Origin of the sequence: Salipiger sp. CCB-MM3, from assembly GCF_001687105.1 — a bacterium.
In the GTDB taxonomy this organism is placed as follows: domain Bacteria; phylum Pseudomonadota; class Alphaproteobacteria; order Rhodobacterales; family Rhodobacteraceae; genus Salipiger.
The window spans coordinates 100948-114793 of record NZ_CP014600.1 but is presented as its reverse complement, the minus strand read 5'-3'; the positions used below and the strand labels follow the sequence as shown (position 1 = coordinate 114793).

Annotated in this window: 13 protein-coding genes; 2 read left to right on the top strand and 11 right to left on the bottom strand. The window is 66.3% G+C overall.

The genetic code is table 11. The features are described 5' to 3' along the window. Window positions 1-37: 37 nt before the first annotated feature. The 7 genes from AYJ57_RS24795 to AYJ57_RS24765 form a co-directional block, all read right to left on the bottom strand. Entirely contained in the window at window positions 38-1648 is a 1611-nt protein-coding gene (locus AYJ57_RS24795) for an ABC transporter substrate-binding protein (protein WP_066112213.1), read from the bottom strand. Between the two features lie 69 nt (window positions 1649-1717). Continuing rightward, window positions 1718-2449 (bottom strand): HAD-IA family hydrolase, encoded by a 732-nt coding sequence (locus AYJ57_RS24790; protein ID WP_066112211.1) that lies wholly within the window; start codon window positions 2447-2449, stop codon window positions 1718-1720. Between the two features lie 301 nt (window positions 2450-2750). Continuing rightward, window positions 2751-3662 (bottom strand): 2-hydroxyacid dehydrogenase, encoded by a 912-nt coding sequence (locus AYJ57_RS24785; RefSeq protein WP_066112208.1) that lies wholly within the window; start codon window positions 3660-3662, stop codon window positions 2751-2753. Continuing rightward, window positions 3662-5032, bottom strand: a complete 1371-nt coding sequence (locus AYJ57_RS24780) for an aspartate aminotransferase family protein (protein WP_066112206.1) — start codon at window positions 5030-5032, stop codon at window positions 3662-3664. Before AYJ57_RS24780 ends, AYJ57_RS24785 begins: the two co-directional genes overlap by 1 nt. Before the next feature lie 16 nt (window positions 5033-5048). After that, window positions 5049-5885 (bottom strand): GNAT family N-acetyltransferase, encoded by an 837-nt coding sequence (locus tag AYJ57_RS24775; protein WP_066112203.1) that lies wholly within the window; start codon window positions 5883-5885, stop codon window positions 5049-5051. A 129-nt stretch (window positions 5886-6014) separates the two neighbouring features. Next, a complete protein-coding gene (argE, locus tag AYJ57_RS24770) occupies window positions 6015-7115 on the bottom strand; it encodes an acetylornithine deacetylase (protein ID WP_066112200.1) in 1101 nt (366 codons plus the stop codon). Continuing rightward, window positions 7115-7483 (bottom strand): cupin domain-containing protein, encoded by a 369-nt coding sequence (locus AYJ57_RS24765; protein ID WP_066112197.1) that lies wholly within the window; start codon window positions 7481-7483, stop codon window positions 7115-7117. The genes argE and AYJ57_RS24765 overlap by 1 nt, the downstream gene beginning before the upstream one ends. A gap of 207 nt (window positions 7484-7690) precedes the next feature. On the opposite strand from AYJ57_RS24765, the gene AYJ57_RS24760 reads away from it, so the two are divergent. After that, entirely contained in the window at window positions 7691-8356 is a 666-nt protein-coding gene (locus AYJ57_RS24760) for a haloacid dehalogenase type II (protein WP_066112195.1), read from the top strand. Between the two features lie 25 nt (window positions 8357-8381). Next, window positions 8382-9671, top strand: coding sequence for an NAD(P)/FAD-dependent oxidoreductase (locus AYJ57_RS24755; protein ID WP_066112192.1), 1290 nt, complete (start codon window positions 8382-8384; stop codon window positions 9669-9671). A gap of 29 nt (window positions 9672-9700) precedes the next feature. On the opposite strand, the gene AYJ57_RS24750 is transcribed toward AYJ57_RS24755, so the two are convergent. From AYJ57_RS24750 to AYJ57_RS24735, 4 genes are all read right to left on the bottom strand, one after another. Then, window positions 9701-10687 (bottom strand): GNAT family N-acetyltransferase, encoded by a 987-nt coding sequence (locus AYJ57_RS24750; RefSeq protein ID WP_083191539.1) that lies wholly within the window; start codon window positions 10685-10687, stop codon window positions 9701-9703. 168 nt (window positions 10688-10855) lie between these two features. Further along, window positions 10856-11665 (bottom strand): ABC transporter ATP-binding protein, encoded by an 810-nt coding sequence (locus AYJ57_RS24745; RefSeq protein ID WP_066112189.1) that lies wholly within the window; start codon window positions 11663-11665, stop codon window positions 10856-10858. Beyond that, window positions 11659-12726: a FecCD family ABC transporter permease gene (locus AYJ57_RS24740; protein WP_066112187.1), complete on the bottom strand. Its 1068-nt coding sequence runs from the start codon at window positions 12724-12726 to the stop codon at window positions 11659-11661. The genes AYJ57_RS24745 and AYJ57_RS24740 overlap by 7 nt, the downstream gene beginning before the upstream one ends. Then, window positions 12719-13843 carry an ABC transporter substrate-binding protein gene (locus tag AYJ57_RS24735; protein ID WP_157374399.1) on the bottom strand — a complete coding sequence of 375 codons (1125 nt, stop codon included), beginning with the start codon at window positions 13841-13843 and terminating at the stop codon, window positions 12719-12721. Before AYJ57_RS24735 ends, AYJ57_RS24740 begins: the two co-directional genes overlap by 8 nt. Between the last annotated feature and the right edge of the window lie 3 nt (window positions 13844-13846).

The window sequence follows — 13846 nt, the reverse complement described above, 5'->3', positions numbered from 1 at the left end:
GCCCGCGTCTGGCGCGGGCCCGGAGTGTGCGTGAAGATCAGGCGTTGAGCCAGACGTATTCGGCGAAGGCATAGCCCATCATGCCACCCAGCGGGTTGGCCTTGAGACCGCCCAGCTTGCTCGACACGGCGTCGACGTTGGAGATGTAGGCGGGGATGATGGTGCCAGCTTCGTTGGCGATCATCTCCTGCATGTCCCAGTAGATCGAGGTCCGCTTCTCCTCGTCGAGGGCACCGCGCGCCTCGACCATCATGCTGTCGAACTTCTCGGACTTGAACTGGCTCTCGTTCCACGGTGCGTCCGAGGCGTAGAGCAGCGAGAAGAGGATGTCCGGCGTCGGGCGCGGGTTGATGTTGCCGAAGTGGACCGGCGCCTTCAGCCAGTAGTTCGACCAGTAGCCGTCGGAGGGCACGCGGTCGACCTTGAGGTTCATGCCGATCTCGCTGCCCGCCTGCTGCACCACGGTCGCCATATCGACCGACGAGGAGGCGGCGTCGGAGGCGACCATCGGGATCTCGGTGCCCAGCAGACCGGCCTTCTCGAAATGGTACTTGGCTTTTTCCGGATCGAAGGCGCGCGGCGCGAGGTTCGGGTTGTGGTAGCGGTTTGCCGCCGACACGGGCTGGTCGTTGCCGATCTCGGCAAAGCCGCGCAGCACCGACTTCTGGATCATCTCGCGGTTCACCAGGTACTTCATGCCCTCGACGAAATCGGCCTTGGCACCGGGCTCGAGGTCGAGGCGGATGTTGAGGTTGGTGTAGTTGCCCGCGGTGGTCACCGAGGTCACAACCGAGTCCTGCCCCTCGAGCATCCGCATCGAGCGCGGGTTCACCGATGCCGCGAGTTGGATATCACCCGACAGCAGTGCGTTGACGCGGGCGTTGTTGTCGGGGATCGCGAAGAACTCGAAGCTGTCGAGATACGGGCCCTCGGCCTTGAAGTAGTTCGGGTTCTTCACCGCGACCGAGCGCACGCCGGGCTCGAAGGCTTCGCAGATGAAGGCGCCGGTGCCGTTGGCCTTGGAGAAATCCGTAGTCCCATCGGCGATAATCATGAAGTGGTGCAGCGCGAGGATGGTCGGCAGGTCGGCGTTGGGCGCGGCCAGCACGATCTTCACGGTCAGGTCGTCGACCTTGGAGATCTCGGTCATCTGCTTGGCGATCGAGTTCACCTTGGAGCCGACGGCCTCGTCGAGGTGGCGCTTGAGCGAGTAGACCACGTCATCGGCCGAGAGCGTCTTGCCGTCGTGGAAGGTCACGCCCGACTTCAGCTTCACTTCCCAGGTCTGCGCGTCGTCCGAGGCAACGCTGTCGGCCAGCTCCATCTGCACCTGCCCGGCTTCGTCGAGGAAGGTCAGGCGGTTGTAGAAGGCGCAGCAGCGCACATAGTCGGTCGAGAGCGAGGCCTTCGCCGGGTCCAGCGTATCAGCGGTCGACGACGACCAGCCCGCGGCCTTGAGCGTGCCGCCCGTGACCGGCGTCGCGGCGACAGCCGCACCGGCGCGCATCAGCAGCGAGCCACCGGCGGCGGCGGCAACGCCCGAAGACATCAGCATCTTCAGCAGCTCGCGGCGCGAGGCACCGCGGCGGATCATGTTCTCGACCATCGCGTCGTCGCGGCCGGTCCAGTTCGTCGGGGTCTTGGTCATGTCGTGCTTCCCTGTTGTGATGGTTGTGCTGGCCCGGGCGGTCTTCATGCCGCCTCGGGCCGGGTTATGTCACGCGCCAAAGGCGTCTTCTGCCGCGAGGGCCAGTTCGATCAGCGCGTGGAAATGGTAGTCGGGCTCGGTGAATTCCTTCGGCTCGATGGTCCCGCCATAGCCGTTCTGCGCGTGGCGCCGCTGGATCCAGGCGTTGGTCATGCCCAGCTCGCGCGAGATGCCGATATCGTGGTACTGGCTCTGCGCGGTGTGCAGGATGTCGTCCTTGGAGCCGCCGTCCTTGGCCACATAGTCGAACACCTGCTGGAAATACTCGGGGTTCGGCTTCTCGCAGCCGGTGTCGTCGGTGGTGAAACCGGCCCAGAACGGCTGACCCAGCTTTTCGGCATATTTCTCGAAGGCCCAGCGGCGGGCGTTGGTCATCGCGATCAGCTTGTAGCGGGCCTTGAGCTTGGCCATCGCCTCGGCGCTGTCGGGGAAGGGTTGCGCCTCGCCCACCGTGTCGATCATCAGCTGGCGGTAGTCTTCGGTGTCGGGCAGACCGAAGGCGGCGGCGATGCGCGAATAGCAGCGGCCCAGATCGTCGGGGAAGAGGCCCGCGCCCGGCTCGTAGCGCGCGTCGCGGTATACCGAGAGCGCCGCCTCGCCGTCCACGTCCACGCCTTCCTTGGCGGCGATGGTCGCAAGGCCTTCCTTAATAGCCCCCTCGAAGTCGATCAGCGTGCCGACCACGTCGAAGGTGACGTAGCTGAAGGCGGTGAGGGGTTTCACGGCAGTGGTCGTTGCCATCTCGGCAGTCCTTTCTTGGGTGCGACGGCGCGGGAGATGCGCCGTGATCCGTGCCGGGACGCGGGCCTGTCGCAGCATCTTCTGCTGAGCCTGCGGTTTTGGGCCTCGCTCTCCGATTTCCGTCGGTTTTCCCCAGTTTCGTGGGAGAATCGTGCGTAGTACCGGCTGGCGTCGCGTCCCTGTTGCATTGAGCTTCCCCTGAAACGGTGTTTCGGAAACTCCGAAAGCAGTGCGGGGGGCGGCATATTCTTCTGTATTCCTGCGGCACGCGGCATTTCCCTCCGCACCCCGCAGAGGCGGCTCAGTAGCCCCGTGTCTGATCCACGAGACCGGGGATTTCCGTGCCCTCGCGGGACGCGCGGACCACGGCGAGCGCGTGCTGCGCGCCCTCGCGCGCATCAGTGCTGGCGGCCACATGCGGGGTGATGACGATGCGCGGATCGTCCCAGGCCCAATGGTCTTCGGGCAGCGGCTCGGGGTCGGTGACGTCGAGCATCGCAGACGCAAGCTGGCCCGCGTCGAGCGCCTCTTTCAGAGCCGCCATATCGAGCTGCGCGCCGCGCCCCGCGTGGACCAGCTTCGCGCCCTGGGGCAGCTTCGCGAAAAAGCTCGCGTCCATCAGGCCGCGCGTCTCGGCGGTAAGCGGCAGCAGGCAGATGAGAATCTCGCTGCGGGCAAGGAAGTCCTCCATGCCAGTCGCGCCAAAGACCTCGACCCCGGCCACGGCGCGGCCAGAGCGCGACCAGCCCGCCACGTCAAAGCCCATGCCGCGCAGGGTTTCAGCGGCCAGTTGCCCGATCCGCCCCATGCCCATGATCCCGACCCGCGTGCCCCGCGCCAGCGGCACCGGGCGGTTCTGCCAGCGGCCTTCGCGCTGCTGACCCAGATAGATCGGCATCTCGCGGTGCAGCATCAGCGTTGCCATCACCACCCAGTCGCGCACCATCTCCTCGATCCCCGGCGCCAGCGTGCGGGCAAGCTGCACGCCCTCGGGCATCGGGGGCATGTGATCGACCCCCGCGCCGGTCGAGATCACCACCTGCAGGTTCGGGTAGCGCCGCAGATCCTGCGGCGGCACCCAGCACACCAGATGGGTGATCGCGGCGGGGTCGGTCACCGCCGCCTCGCCCACGATCATCTCGACCCCCGCCGCCTCGAACAGCGGCTGCCAGACCGCGGCGCGCTCGGGCATGGAGAGAAAGAGCAGCGCCATCAGGCGAGAACCGCGCGGATTTCCGGGTCTTCCAGCGTCAGGTCGAGCACGGTGCGGGTACGCTCGACGATGGCGTCGATCTCGGCCTCGGTGCAGCAGAGCGGCGGCGCGTAGCCAAAGATGCCCTGCGCGAAGCTGCGCACGATAAGCCCTTGTTCCCATGCCCGATCAAAGAGACGGGTGGCGGGCTGCACGGCGGCGGGCAGCGGCGTTTTCTTTTCCTTGTCGGTGACCAACTCGACGGCCGCCAGCATGCCGCGCCCGCGCACATCGCCGACCAGCGGGTGATCGCGCAGCGTCTCGAGCCCCGCCATCAGGCGTGCCCCGGCCTTGCGGCCATTCTCCAGCAGCCCGCCTTCGTAGAGACGCAGCACCTCCAGCGCGACGGCGGCAGAGACCGGATGCGCCGAGTAGGTAAAGCCGTGACCCACCGCCTTGGCCCCCGCGCCCTCGGCGATGGTCTCATAGACATGATCGCGCATGAAGACGGCGCCCATCGGCACATAGCCCGAGGTGAGGCCCTTGGCGGTGGTCATGAGGTCGGGCACGATGCTTTCCTCTTCGCTGGCGAACAGCGGACCGGTACGGCCAAAGCCAGTGATCACCTCGTCCGCGACAAACAGGATGTCCATCTCGGCGCAGGCGTCGCGCATCGCCTTGATCCAGCCCTTCGGCGGCACCAGCACCCCGCCCGAGCCCTGGATGGGCTCGACGTAGAAGGCGGCGACCTTGTCTTCACCGATGGCGGCAACCTTGGCCTTCAGCTCGGCGACGGAGGCGTCGATGATCTCCTGCTCGGTCTTAAGCGGGTTGCGGTAGATGTAATGCGACGAGATCTTGTGCTGCCACTGGTAGGGCACGCCAAAGCCCTCGTGGAAGCCGGGCAGCGCGGTGAGGCCAGCGCCCATGGTGGTGGAGCCGTGGTAGCCCTGTTCGACCGAGATGAACTGGTCGCGCTGCGGCTGGCCCTTCGCGTGCCAGTAGTAGCGGATGAAGCGGATCGTGCTGTCCACCGCGTCCGAGCCGCCGAGGCTGAAGTAGATGTGGTTGAGATCGCCCGGGCTGCGCTCGGCCAGTTCGGCGGCAAGGCGAATCGGCGCCTCGGCACCCAGATCGAAATAGCCGGTGGCATAGGGCAGCTTGCGCATCTGATCAGCGGCGGCCTCGACGACGCTCTCGTGGCCGTAGCCAGCGTTGACGCACCACAGGCCCGCGAAACCGTCGATCAGCTCGCGACCCTCGGCGTCGGTGACGGTGGCGCCGGATGCCGACCGCAGCACGCGCACGCCGCGCGCCTCATGGCCTCGGAAGGACGAGACGGGATGGACAAGGTGCTGGCGGTCCAGCTCGACAAGGGAATTGGTCAGCATTTTGATCTCCGGAAGGTCAGCCCAAAGCCTGCGAGGTGAGGGCGTAGGTTGTATATTCGCTGTCGGTGGCGGCGCGGGCCGCCTTCTTCATCGCTGTGCCACCGCCCGCATGGCCGAGGCCGAGGCTCTCGGCATGGGGCGCCAGCGCGGCATCGGTGAGATCCACGCGCAGGAATTCTCCTGCGCAGCGCGTCGCCCCAGCCGCCAGAAGCGCGCGCGCGGTCTCGGCATCCTGCGCCACCACCGGGCCCAGCACCTTGCCGCGTCCAAACTCGCGCAAGAGGGCAAAGCCGCGCTCGGCACGCAGCAGCTCGCCGCGTTCGGCGATGGTGGCCAGCAGGCCTGCCCGGTCAAGGCCGCTGGCGGCGCGATCCATAGCGGCCAACGCGGTCGCATCGACCTTGGCCGCCACCTGAACCGGCAGCTCGGGCGCGGTGGCCTTGGCGATGCCCTGATGCTGGAAGATCTCGCCCGTCGCTTCGAAGCCCAGCTTCTCGTAAAGCGGCAGCCCGTCGGCGGTGGCGGTTAGGCGCAATTCGCGGGTACCACCGATCTCGAGCACCGCCTGCATGAGCTTGCGACCGAGACCCCTGCCCCGCATCCGCGCATCGACGATGATCATGTTAATCGCCGCCACTTCTCCGAAAAGCGAGCAGAGCGCGGTGCCCACCACCTCGCCCCCCTGCACTGCCACGACACCCTTCGAGACCGAGAGCGTCAGATCCCAGTCCACCGCACGGTGCGGCCAGCCGGCCTCGCGCGAGAGGCGCAGGGCACCGGTCAGGTGGTCGGGCGAAAACGGGGCGAGGATGATCTCGGGCGCATCGGCCGCGAGTGGGAAGGCAGCGGTCATCGGGTGTCTCTGTGTCTTGTCGTGTCGGGCTCAGGCTAGTGTACGACAGGCGGCAGGTTCGGCCTGATCCGCTGCGCGCACAGCAGTTTTCCCCGCGGCGACCTCCGGCCGCCGCAGGATATGCCGCGCTCAGCAGAGGCTCCGGCCGAACGACAGGACCATCTCGGTTGCGCCCGCCAGTTCGGCCTCGGTCAGGTATTCCTCGGGCTTGTGCGCCCGCGCTATGTCACCCGGACCACAGACGATCGAGGGAACGCCCGCCTGCTGGAAAAGCCCCGCTTCGGTTCCGTAGGACACGGCCTGCAGCGGCGCATGACCCGAGATCTCGGAGGCGAGGGCCGCAAGCGGATGGTCCGCGTCGAGCGCCAGCGCCGGATAGTCAGACAGCCATTCGGCGTCGATTCCCCCCGGAACCTCCAGCAGTGGCGCGAGCACCTGCCGCGGATCGACGCCGGGGATGGCGCGCGCCTCTATGCAGGCCTCGGCCCGGTCCGGGATGATGTTGAGCGCCTGCCCGCCCGACACGGTGCCGATCTGCACCGTCGAATGGGAGGGTGCGAAGCGTGCGTCCTGCGGGCCCGACTTCAGGCTCTCGGCCAGCACGACAGCGGCAGAAAGCGCCGGCGCGAGCGCATGGATAGCATTGTTGCCCAGGTCGGGCCGCGACGAATGTCCCGAAACGCCCGTCGCCACCAGCCGCAGCGCGGCCTTGCCCTTGTGCGCGAGCACCGGCACCAGCCCCGAGGGTTCGCCGACGATGCAACCGAGCGGTGCGGCGCAAAGCTCCGGCAGTTTCGCCAGCAGGTGCCGCACGCCGCGGCAGCCCGCCTCCTCGTCGTAGGAAAGCGCGATGTGGACCGGCGCCTTCAGCGGCATCGCAGCAAGCTCCGGCACCGCAGCGAGCACGGCAGCATCGAACCCTTTCATGTCGCAGGCGCCGCGGCCGATAAGCCGCGCGCCATCCCGCCGCAGCACGAAGGGATCGCCCAGCCAGCCCGGCTCCTGCGCCGGCACCACGTCAACATGACCCGACAGGATGTAGCCGGGCACCGACGGATCGCCGATCGTGGCAAAGAGGTTCTCGCGGTCGCCCTCGGGGCCAACCAAGCGGGTGACCCGCGCGCCGTGCCCCGAAAGATAGTGCGCGACGTAATCCATCAGCGCCGTGTTCGAGGTGCCGACGACACTGGGAAAGGCGACGAGCCTTTCGAGGATCTCCGCTGCCCGCATCAGGAGGCGATCACGAAGATCTTGCGCACCGTCTCGAGCGTGTTCCAGGTGCCGGTGAAGCCAGGCTTCATGATGAAGCTGTCGCCGGGGCCGAAAACATGGCTCTCGCCGCCATCCTCGGCGATCTCGCAGCGCCCCGAGAGGATGTGGCAGAACTCGAACGTCTCACCCTTGATCGAGATGGTCTTGCCTTCGGTGGCCTCCCAGACGCCGGTGCGGATCTTGCCCCAGTGGGCGGCTTCAGCCAGCGCGGTGTCAAGCTCCCATGTCTTGTAGGCGGGCGCGCCCTCGATCAGGCGGTCGGGTGCGGCGGTGCCCTCCTTAGGGGCAAAAGTGGGAGCGGTTTCAACAGGTACGAGCAGGGCCATGGGAGTCTCCGGTAGTGGTCTCAAGTGCATTGGAAACAGAATGCCGCGCCGCGCCGCGCGCCAGTCACCGAAAGCGCGCGCGGCGCGGCAGTCCGTGCCGCGACCTGCGCGACAAACGCAATTTCCTGCGCTGAGAGCGCGAAACGCGGCAGGCGCTGTCGTGGCGGGCGGGTCAAGATGCCGGTATCACGCACCCCGGAGACTGACATGACCTTCCGCCCCAAATTCATCACCTTCGATTGTCACGGCACGATGATCTATTTCGACATGGCCGGCGCAGCGCGCGACTTCTACGGCGAGCAGCTTGGGGCCGAGAAGATCGAAGTCTTCATCCGCGACTTCTCTGCCTACCGGCTCGACGAGGTGCTGGGCGCGTGGAAGCCCTATGCCGAGGTGGTGCACAACGCTCTGGAGCGCACCTGCAAGCGCAACGGCGTCTCCTTTGACCCCGAGATCGCGGCGAAGATTTATGATCGCGTGCCGACCTGGGGCCCGAACCCCGACGTCCCCGCCGGTCTTGCCAAGATCGCCCCGCACATCCCGCTGGTGGCGCTCACCAACTCGATGAACAGCCAGATCCCGCACAATATCGCCAAGCTCGGCGCGCCGATCGCGCATGTGTTTACCGCCGAGAGCGCGCAGGCCTACAAACCGCAGATGCGCGCCTTCGAATACATGTTCGACGAACTGGGCTGCGGGCCGGAAGACGTGCTGCACGTCTCCTCCTCCTTCCGCTACGACCTGATGACCGCGCATGATCTGGGGATCAAACAAAAGGTTTGGGTCAACCGCGGCCACGAACCGGCGAACCCTTTCTACGGCTATACCGAGATCAAGGACATCTCCGGGCTTCCCGGCGTCGTCGGCCTGTAATCACCGCTGAAACGAAAGCACCGCGATGCAATATCAGTCCTACTGGCACGCCACCTCGACCCCCTTTGCCTCGGCCCAGCCGGGTCCGGTCGAGGGCAAGGTCGACGTGGTCGTCATCGGGGCCGGGTTCACCGGCCTCAACGCCGCCCGCAAGCTGGCCCGCGAGGGTGTGAGCGTTGCGGTGCTCGAAGCCTGTCACGTCGGCTTCGGCGGCTCAGGCCGCAACGGCGGCCATCTCAACAACGGCATGGCGCATGGCTACGGCGAGGCCAAGGCGCATCTTGGCGAAGAGCGCGCCAAAACGCTCTGGCAGGCCTACGACCGGTCGATCGACATGATCGAAGACGTGATCGCGGAGGAAGGCATCGCCTGCGACTTCCGCCGCTGCGGCAAGCTCAAGCTCGCCTCCAAGGTCAGCCATGTCGCGGGGCTGCGTTCCAATTTCGAAACGATCCACCGCGAGGTGGACGCCGATACCCGCTTCCTGGAAAAGCACGAGTTGGCGGATGAGGTCGGCTCGGAGCAGTTCCACGGCGGAATGCTCTACGGCAAGTCGGCGATGATGCACATGGGCCGCTACGTGACCGGGCTGGCGGATGCCGCCCACCGCCATGGTGCCAAGATCTGGGAAGACGCCCCGGTCACCGGGCGCAGACGCGAGGGCAGCGGCTGGCTGATCGAGACCCCGAAGGGGTCGATCCGCGCCGAGCGGGTGATCGCCGCGACCAACGCCTATTCGAACAGTGTCGAGAAGGCCCCGCTGGGGTTCTTCAAGAAGCGGATCATCTCGGTCGGCTCCTTCATTGTGGCCACCCGCCCGCTCAGCGATGCCGAGATCGCTGCAACGCTGCCGGGCAACCGCACCTATGTCACCTCGATGAACATCGGCAACTACTTCCGCCTGTCGCCGGACAAGCGAATGATCTTCGGCGGGCGGGCGCGGTTCTCGGCGACCTCTGACCAGAGCTCGGACGCCAAGTCCGGCAAAGTGCTGCGCGCGGCGCTCTCGCAGATATTCCCGCAGTTGGCCAAGGTCGAGCTGGACTATTGCTGGGGCGGCATGGTCGGCATGACCAAGGACCGCTTCCCGCGCACCGGAGAGGCCGACGGCATGCTCTACGGCATGGGCTACTCGGGCCACGGCGCGCAGATCTCGACGCTGATGGGGCAGGTTCTTGCGGATATGGCCATGGGCCGGACCGACACCAACCCGCTGCAGGGGCTCGACTGGCCCAAGGTGCCGCTGCATTCGGGCAAACCGTGGTTCCTGCCGCTGGTGGGCATGTATTTCGGCCTGAAGGACCGGATTTCCTGAAACGCGAAGGGGGCGGATGGCCCCCTCCCTCATCCCAGTGACTGCATCGCCAGCCCGTAGGTCATCGGCCCGCTTTCCGCCCGGCGCAGGCGTCCATAGCGCATGTCGGTGACCGTGTCGTAGACGCCGAGCCCTGCGGCCGAGACGAAGGCCTCGAAACGCTCGCTTTCGATGATCGTGTCGAGACGCAGGAACACGCCCTCATTGGCCATGATGAACTCGGCGGCCAATTGCATCGCGACGCCGTCCTGCTCGGCAACAAGCGGGCCGATGACCCGGCCCTTGCCGAAGTTGCGGATCATCGCGTAGCCCTCGATCTCGCCACCACGCTCTGAGACGATGACCTCGGAGACCGCCAGCAGCGCGTCGAGGATCGCCGTGCGCGCAGCGCCGTAGGCATGCGCATCGAGCGCACGGATCGCCGCAAGGTCGCCTTGCTCCATCGGGCGCACCGACACGCCCTGCACCGGCTCGGGCGGACGGATCGACCTGGCGACGCCCTGGTGCTGGTAGACCAGTCTAACCGGTGTGAACCCCGCGCCTTCGTAGAGCCGGTACCCCTGCCGAGTCGCCGAAAGCCGCAGATCGCGCCCCGCCTGCTCGGTCATCACCCGCCGCAGCAGCCGCCCGCCAGTGCCCTGCGACTGCAGCCTCGGCGTGGTGACCATCATCCCCAGCATCGTGAAGTCATCGTCGCTCGGAAAGCCCATGACCGAGCTCAGCGGGCGCCCGATCTCGTCCAGCGCCAGATAGCCGGTGCCGAGCGACAGGACCAATTCGATGTCCGAGGCGCGATGCGGCCAGAAGACGCTGACCGTCAACTCGTGCAGCCGGTCGATCATTGAGGCATCCACCGGCTCGATCCGCGCCTTAAAGGTGTCGACCTGCATCCAGTCGCTTTCCACCTTCGGTGCCTCGCGACGCATGAAGGCGCGGTGGCGGGCCAGAGCCTCGGGCGGCATCAGTTCGGCGCTGCCGGGCGGCAGTGCGAGATCGGACTGGTCTTGGACGCTCATGCTCACTTCTTTCCGTTGCTGGCCGGCAGCCTGACAGGGTGGCTCACGGACGGACCGCTCATCCCGTTTATCTAACGGATCGCGTGAAAAGATCTGCCGTATCGCGCCCTCTGTCCGAAGTTTCTGCCGTTCTCGCGGCGCGGCGGCAACGCTCTCATGGACGAGATCTCAGCAGAGCGCGAGTCCCGGGGCGCGTGTCTCTCCGTTGACCCCGTCCTCGGCGCCTTCCGTAAGGCAACGATCAACCATAAGCTGCGGAATACCCTTGGAGCAGCACTCGACCCGCGCCTCGACCTCGAAAATATCGCCCAACAGCGAGGGCGTGATCACCTCGCCGGTCGCCCCGCAGGCCGCAAGGCCGCCCTGTGCGATCACCAGGCAGGCGTCGGTGAACCGCAGCGCGTGGCCGAGATCGTGCTGTGCGATCATCACCAGCAGCCCCTGCTCGCGCGCGAGGCTCCGCATCAGCGTCTGCAGCCCGATCTGCCGCGAGAGGTCCAGCGCCGAGGTCGGCTCGTCCATCAGCACGATCTGCGGGCGCTGCACCAGCGCCTGCGCCACGCTGACGATCTGCCGCTGCCCGCCGCTCAGATCACCCACAGAGCGTCCGCGCAGGGGCCCCATATCGAGCAGGGCGACCACTCGGTCGACCTCGGCGTGATCTTCGGTCGAGACCTGCAGCCGCCGCCCCTGCATCCGCGAGAGCAGCACCGCCTCGTAGACCGAGAGCGCCGGGCGCGTGCCATCGTCCTGCGGCATATAGGCGATAGGGCGCGGCGTCTCGGCGCCCTCGATCCGAACCTCGCCCGCACCTTTGAGCAGACCGAAGATGCGCTTGAACAGCGTAGATTTACCCGCCCCGTTCGGCCCCAGCAGCGAGACCACCTGCCCGCCGTTCAGCTTTGGGGTGGTAATGCCCGCGAGCACCTCACGGCCACCGTAGCAGGCCGACAGATCGCGCAGTTCGAGGCTTACCATGCGCTGCCCCTCCGGCTGAGGATGAGGTAAAGGAAGAAAGGAATGCCGACGATCGCCGTGACGATGCCGATGGGGATCACCGTTCCCGGGATAGCCATCTTCGACAGGACGGAGCCCACCGACAGGATCAGCGCCCCGGAAAGCGCCGCGCCGGGCAGCAGGAAGCGCTGATCCTCGCCCACCAGCATCCGCGCGATATGCGGGCCGACAAGACCAACGAAGCCGATGGTGCCAACAAAGGAGACCGAGATCGCCGCCAGCAGGCTGACGATCATCAGCACCTCCAGCCGCACCCTGCCCGGGCGCACGCCCATGCTCTCGGCCTTGGCGTCACCGAGCCGCATCGCGGTCAGTGCCCAGCCCCGCCGCGCCAGCAGCGGCAGCGAGAGCGCCAACGCGGCGCAGGCGATAACGAGCTTAGGCCAAGTGGCCTTGGTGAGGCTACCCATGGTCCAGAACACCACCGCGGCCACCGCCTGCTGGCTTGCGAAGAACTGGATCAGCGACATCAGCGCGTTGAAGATGAAGACCAGCGCGATGCCCAGCAGGATGATCGTCTCGCTGGTCACCCCGCGCCGCAGACTGAGCGCATAGATCGCCAGCGCCGTTAGCATCGCCATAAGGAAGGCATTGACCGGGATGATGTAATCAACGGCAAAGGGGAAAAGCGCCACCCCGAAGGCCAGCGCCAGCGCGGCGCCAAAGCCGGCCCCCGCCGAGATGCCCAGCGTGAAGGGGCTGGCGAGCGGATTATTGAGGATGCTCTGCATCTGCGTGCCGGCGATCGACAGGCTTGCCCCAACCACCAGCGCCATTAGGGCCACGGGCATACGGATGTCCCAGACGATGACCTTCATCCGCTCGTCCACGGTGCCCGGCATCACCAGCGTGCGGGCCACCTCGCTCAGCGAGTAGCTCGCAGGACCGAGCGCGAGATCGGCGCAGAAGGCCAGCAAGAGCGCCAGCCCAAGGCCCAGCAGGATCAGCTGCCTGCGAAGCACGAGGGCGCGATAGAAATCGCGCCCCGTGTTCGATCCGGTTGCAGATCCAATGTCAGTCATCGCTCAGCGACACCCAATAGCCGGGCTTGTAGTCCACCGGCAGGAACCGCGTGTGAAGCTCTTTCAAAGTCGCTTCGGGATCGAGATCGGCAAAGAGCTCGGGATGCAGCCAGGTGGCGATCTTCTGCACGGCGACGAAGTAGTACGGATTGTCGTAGAACTGGTGCCAGATGGCGTGAAACTGACCGGCCTCCACCGCATTGATCCCGGTCATCGCAGTGCGCTGGGTCAGCGCCTCCAGCTTGCCGCGCGCCACGTCCATGTCCGAGCCAGGCCCCATGCCGACCCAGTTGCCGCCGGGCACATAGGCGTCCCACTGGCCACCGGTAACGATGACCTGGTCGGGGTTAGCAGCGATGATCTGCTCGGGATTCAGCGTGCCGAAAGTCGAGGGCAGGATGTCTCCTGCGATATTGATGCCACCGGCGATTTCGACGTATTCGCCGAAGTTGCCGGGACCAAAGGTCATGCAGCAATCGTCCGAATAGCCGCCCGCGCGGTCGACGAAGACCTTGGGCCGGTCGAATTCGGCACCGGCAAGCGTGTCGGTCACCCGCGCCATCTGCGCCTCGACAAAGTCGATGTACTCTTCGGCCTGATCTTCCTTGCCGGTGACCTTGCCCATGATGCGCATGGATTCGACGCTGTGCGCCATCGGATCCTCGCGGAAGTCGACATAGGCAATCGAGATGCCCAGCTTGGCGAGTTTCTCGTCATAGCCCGCGTCCTCGGTCGCCGCCTTGGACTCGAGGTTCATCAGCACCAGTTCTGGTTTCAGCGCGGCGGCCTGTTCAACGTCAAAGGTGCCGTCCTTGAACCCGCCGAAGGTGGGCAGATCCTTCAGCTGCGGGAATTTCTCAGCGTAGATGTGGTAGCTGTCGGGATCCGCCTCCAGCAGGTCCTGACGCCAGCCGACGACCCGCTCGAAGGGATCCTCGCGGTCGAGAATGCCCAGCAGATACACTTGCCGCCCCTCGCCGAGGATGATCCGCTCGACCGGCGCGTCGACGGTCACCTCGCGTCCTGCGATGTCAGTGAAGGTCACAGGATCGGCCAGCGCGGCACCAGCGCAAAGCGTGGCGATCAGGGCCGCGGAACCGGCAAGGCGGTGCATCATAAG

Excerpts from the sequence above, each read along its gene's own strand:
- AYJ57_RS24775 (WP_066112203.1), bottom strand. The coding sequence starts at position 5,885 with ATGACCGCTGCCTTCCCACTCGCGGCCGATGCGCCCGAGATCATCCTC.
- AYJ57_RS24745 (WP_066112189.1), bottom strand. The coding sequence starts at position 11,665 with ATGGTAAGCCTCGAACTGCGCGATCTGTCGGCCTGCTACGGTGGCCGT.
- AYJ57_RS24750 (WP_083191539.1), bottom strand. The coding sequence starts at position 10,687 with ATGAGCGTCCAAGACCAGTCCGATCTCGCACTGCCGCCCGGCAGCGCC.
- AYJ57_RS24740 (WP_066112187.1), bottom strand. The coding sequence starts at position 12,726 with ATGACTGACATTGGATCTGCAACCGGATCGAACACGGGGCGCGATTTC.
- AYJ57_RS24755 (WP_066112192.1), top strand. The coding sequence starts at position 8,382 with ATGCAATATCAGTCCTACTGGCACGCCACCTCGACCCCCTTTGCCTCG.
- argE (WP_066112200.1), bottom strand. The coding sequence starts at position 7,115 with ATGCGGGCAGCGGAGATCCTCGAAAGGCTCGTCGCCTTTCCCAGTGTC.
- AYJ57_RS24780 (WP_066112206.1), bottom strand. The coding sequence starts at position 5,032 with ATGCTGACCAATTCCCTTGTCGAGCTGGACCGCCAGCACCTTGTCCAT.
- AYJ57_RS24765 (WP_066112197.1), bottom strand. The coding sequence starts at position 7,483 with ATGGCCCTGCTCGTACCTGTTGAAACCGCTCCCACTTTTGCCCCTAAG.
- AYJ57_RS24795 (WP_066112213.1), bottom strand. The coding sequence starts at position 1,648 with ATGACCAAGACCCCGACGAACTGGACCGGCCGCGACGACGCGATGGTC.
- AYJ57_RS24760 (WP_066112195.1), top strand. The coding sequence starts at position 7,691 with ATGACCTTCCGCCCCAAATTCATCACCTTCGATTGTCACGGCACGATG.
- AYJ57_RS24790 (WP_066112211.1), bottom strand. The coding sequence starts at position 2,449 with ATGGCAACGACCACTGCCGTGAAACCCCTCACCGCCTTCAGCTACGTC.
- AYJ57_RS24735 (WP_157374399.1), bottom strand. The coding sequence starts at position 13,843 with ATGATGCACCGCCTTGCCGGTTCCGCGGCCCTGATCGCCACGCTTTGC.
- AYJ57_RS24785 (WP_066112208.1), bottom strand. The coding sequence starts at position 3,662 with ATGGCGCTGCTCTTTCTCTCCATGCCCGAGCGCGCCGCGGTCTGGCAG.